Raw genomic sequence first — 3,884 nt, 5'->3', positions numbered from 1 at the left:
CTGCCGGGCTCGGTCGTCGCTCGACTACGGCAATCGCTGTCCTGCTGCGCTGCGATCCCCGATGCGGCAGCTAACCATATACCCCGGCGCATCGTCAAAGCGGGGCTTGTCCGAGCCTCAAGAACTCTGCAACATGCGGAATGTCGGAGTGCGTCCGGCCTGAACTGCCCGCAAACGCTCGCGCTGGAACGGCTGCCCCGAACCGGCACCAGTCTTGCAGGCGTGCGACGTTAGACGGTGCGGCACAAACCGCGGCATCTCGCATGCGCGCGCCTGTTGCCTTTCCGAAGTCCACTCAGGAGGCGCTGCGACGTTTGTGAGATCAACAAGGATGGGCGCTCGCTCGTCAGACTGCCGAAAACACAAGCGGCTCAAGCGGAGTATTTGACCATATGGCTGTACGCCACCCTCTTCTCGCAGCGATCACCTTCTCGCTGCTCGCATTCGTCACCGAGCCGGCATCGAGCCAAAGCCTGCGCTATGCCAATCAGGGCGACCTGAAATCACTCGACCCGTATACGTTGCGGGAAACCACCACGACCGCGCATCAGTCGCACGTCTATGAGGGTCTCGTCGCCCGGGACAGGAACCTGAAAACCATTCCGGCGCTCGCTGAAAGCTGGGAGACTCCGGAGCCGACCCGTTGGCGCTTTCACCTGCGCCACAACGTCACGTTCCACAATGGCGATCCCTTCACCGCCGATGACGTGATCTTTTCCGCGGCACGGGTGCGCGCCACCGGTTCCAACTTCACCAGCGTGATTCCGCCCGACGCCAAGTTCATCAAGGTCGACGATTTCACCGTCGATGTCGTGCTGTCTTCTCCTAATCCCATCCTGATCAGCCAATGGGACGGCTGGTTGATCATGGACAAGAAGTGGTGCGAAGAGCACAACGCCGTGGCGCCGACGCCCGCCTCGGCAACTACACCGAGCTACGCCTCGCTCAATGAAAACGGCACTGGACCGTTCACGATCGAGAACCATCAGCCCGGCGTGAAGACCGTGTTCAAGCCTTACCCGAAGTGGTGGGGCAAGCCCGAACATAACCTGAAGGAGATCGTCTTCACGCCGATCGCCTCAGACGCCACGCGTGTCGCGGCCCTGCTGTCCGGCGAAGTCGACGTCATCGAACCGGTGCCGATCCAGGATATCCAGCGGGTCAATGCGAGCGGCGTTGCCAAGGTGCTGTCCGGGCCGGAATTGCGGACCCTCTTTCTTGGTTTCGATCAGAGCCGCGACGAACTCCTGTACTCGAACGTGAAGGGCAAGAACCCGTTCAAGGACATCAGGGTCCGCCAGGCTTTCTTCAAGGCGATCGACGTCGACCTGATCAAGTCCCGCGTCATGCGCGGCCTGTCGACGCCGACGGCGTTGATGATTGCGCCGGAGCTGTTCTCGCTGTCGAAGGACTTCACGCGGGAAAAGCCCGATGTGGACGCCGCCAAGAAGCTGCTCTCCGAAGCCGGCTATCCTGATGGCTTCGAGGTGACGCTGGACTGCCCGAACGACCGCTACGTCAACGATGCGGCAATCTGCCAGGCGGTGGTCGGCATGTTGGCCCGGATCGGGGTCAAAGTAGATCTCTTGGCTCAGCCGAAGGCGCTGTTCTTCGCCAAGGTGCTGAAGCCCGGCGGTTACAAGACCTCGTTCTACATGCTCGGCTGGCAGCCCTCCTCGCAGGATTCACACAATGTGCTGCACGACCTCATGGGTTGCCGCGACGACGCCAAGGATACGACCCGGGGCGAATCCAATCTCGGCGGCTACTGCAACAAGGAGTTCGACGCGATCACCGACAAGGTCCTGGTCGAAACCGATCCGGCCAAGCGCGATCAGCTGATCAAGCAGGCCTTCCAGATCGGCATCAAGGACTACGCCTATATCCCGCTGCACCAGCAGGCCCTGGCCTGGGGTGTCTCAAACAAGGTGAAACTGACGCAGCGTGCCGATAACCAAGTGCTGCTGTACTGGGCTACCAAGTCCGAATAGGTGGCAATGACCGGGAAGCCCCGTCAAGCAGACCTGCTTTTCGGGGCTTTTCATTTGCGACGCGCGGTGCTACCCGCCGCGCTTTCTGGAGAAAGCTAAGAACCAGATGCTCGCCTTCACGCTTCGCCGAGTGATCCAGGCTGTTGGCGTCATGATCGCGGTCGGCATCATCTCCTTTGCGATGTTCCGGTTCGTCGGAGACCCCGTCAGCCAGATCGTGGCGATCGACACCTCCGCAGCCGAACGCGCCAACATCCGCAAGTCGCTCGGCCTCGACGACCCCGTCATCGTGCAGTTCGCGCGTTACCTGACTAACGCAGCGCAATTCAATTTCGGCGTGTCCTACCAATTCCGCCAGCCGGTGGCGGACCTGCTGAAGGAGCGCTTGCCGGCGACGCTGGAGCTCGCGATCTGCGCCACCATCCTCGCCCTGGTGGTCGGCATTCTGATGGGCGTCTATTCCGCGTTGCGGCGTGACTCCTTTCTGGCGAAACTCCTGCAGGCCGTGTCACTGATCGGGATCTCGCTGCCGACCTTCCTGATCGGTATCCTGCTGATCTACCTGTTCTCGGTCACGCTCGGCTGGCTGCCATCCTTCGGCCGCGGCGACACGGTGAGACTTGGCTGGTGGACAACCGGCCTTCTCACGATCTCGGGGTGGAAGGCCCTGATCATGCCGTCGATCACGCTCGGGCTGTTTCAGATGACGCTAATCATGCGGCTGGTGCGAGCCGAGATGCTGGAGGTATTGCGCACCGACTACATCCGCTTCGCCCGCGCGCGGGGACTAACGACGCGCGCCATCCATTTCGGCCATGCGCTGCGCAACACGCTGGTTCCCGTGATCACCGTGGCAGGCCTGCAATTTGGCTCGGTAATTGCCTTCTCGATCATCACCGAAACTGTGTTTCAATGGCCGGGAATGGGCCTGTTGTTTGTTCAGGCCGTGCAGAACGTCGATATCCCGATCATGGCCGCGTATCTCGTGATGGTCTCCCTGATGTTCGTCACCATCAACCTGGTGGTCGACATCCTCTACACCGTGGTCGATCCGCGTCTGCGCGCGACCGTCAGCCGGCCTGCATCATCATGAGCGACGCCGTCGTGCCAGATCACCCTGACAGAACCGCCGATCATGGGCCGGTTGCAGCCGACGGCTGGATGAGGCGGGCGCTGGCGAGCGACCTGTTCTACGCGTTTCGCAGCTCCAAGCTCACGATGGTCGCAGCCGTTGTCACGCTCCTGCTGTTCCTGCTTGCGATCTTCGCCCCCCTGCTCGCGGTGCAAAATCCGTTCGACCCGGCGCAGCTGCAACTGATGAATTCGCGGATCGCTCCGCTCTGGACCGCTGATGGTCAGAGTCCATTCCTGCTCGGCACCGACGAGCAGGGCCGCGATGTGCTGTCGGCCATCCTCTACGGCCTGCGGATTTCGCTGATCGTCGGCGTGCTCGGCGTCGTGTTCTCCGGCGCGCTCGGCGTCGGGCTCGGGCTGATCGCTGGCTATTTCGGCGGCGTGATCGACACCATCATCATGCGCGTCGCCGACGTGCAGCTCACCTTCCCTGCGATCCTGATTGCGCTGCTGGTCAATGGCATCGTCAAATCCGTGTTCGGCAACCGCCTGGATTCGGCGAGCATGCTGGCCGTGCTGGTGGTCGCGATCGGGCTGAGCTTCTGGGTACAATATGCGCGCACGGTACGCGGCTCGGTGATGGTCGAGAAGAACAAGGACTACGTCGCGGCCGCGCAGCTGATCGGCCTGCCTGCGCCCGTGATCCTGCTGCGCCACGTGCTGCCCAACACCACCGGGCCGGTGCTGGTGATTGCGACCATCAATCTCGCGCTCGCCATCATTACCGAGGCGACGCTGTCATTCCTCGGCTCGGGCATG

3 protein-coding genes are annotated in these 3,884 nt (G+C 61.9%); all 3 read left to right on the top strand.

All coding sequences use genetic code 11. The features are described 5' to 3' along the window. Positions 1-392 precede the first annotated feature (392 nt). On the top strand, positions 393-1,991 hold the full coding sequence (locus BRAS3843_RS17610; protein WP_008970326.1) for an ABC transporter substrate-binding protein: 1,599 nt from the start codon (positions 393-395) through the stop codon (positions 1,989-1,991). 106 nt (positions 1,992-2,097) lie between these two features. Then, positions 2,098-3,084 (top strand): ABC transporter permease, encoded by a 987-nt coding sequence (locus tag BRAS3843_RS17605; RefSeq protein ID WP_008970325.1) that lies wholly within the window; start codon positions 2,098-2,100, stop codon positions 3,082-3,084. Beyond that, a partial coding sequence (locus tag BRAS3843_RS17600; RefSeq protein WP_035982007.1) for an ABC transporter permease occupies positions 3,081-3,884 on the top strand: 804 nt, incomplete at its 3' end. The genes BRAS3843_RS17605 and BRAS3843_RS17600, both read left to right, overlap by 4 nt.

It is taken from the genome of Bradyrhizobium sp. STM 3843 (assembly GCF_000239815.1).
In the GTDB taxonomy this organism is placed as follows: domain Bacteria; phylum Pseudomonadota; class Alphaproteobacteria; order Rhizobiales; family Xanthobacteraceae; genus Bradyrhizobium.
The sequence above is the reverse complement of the archived record's forward strand: the minus strand, read 5'-3'. Positions and strand labels throughout refer to the sequence as shown.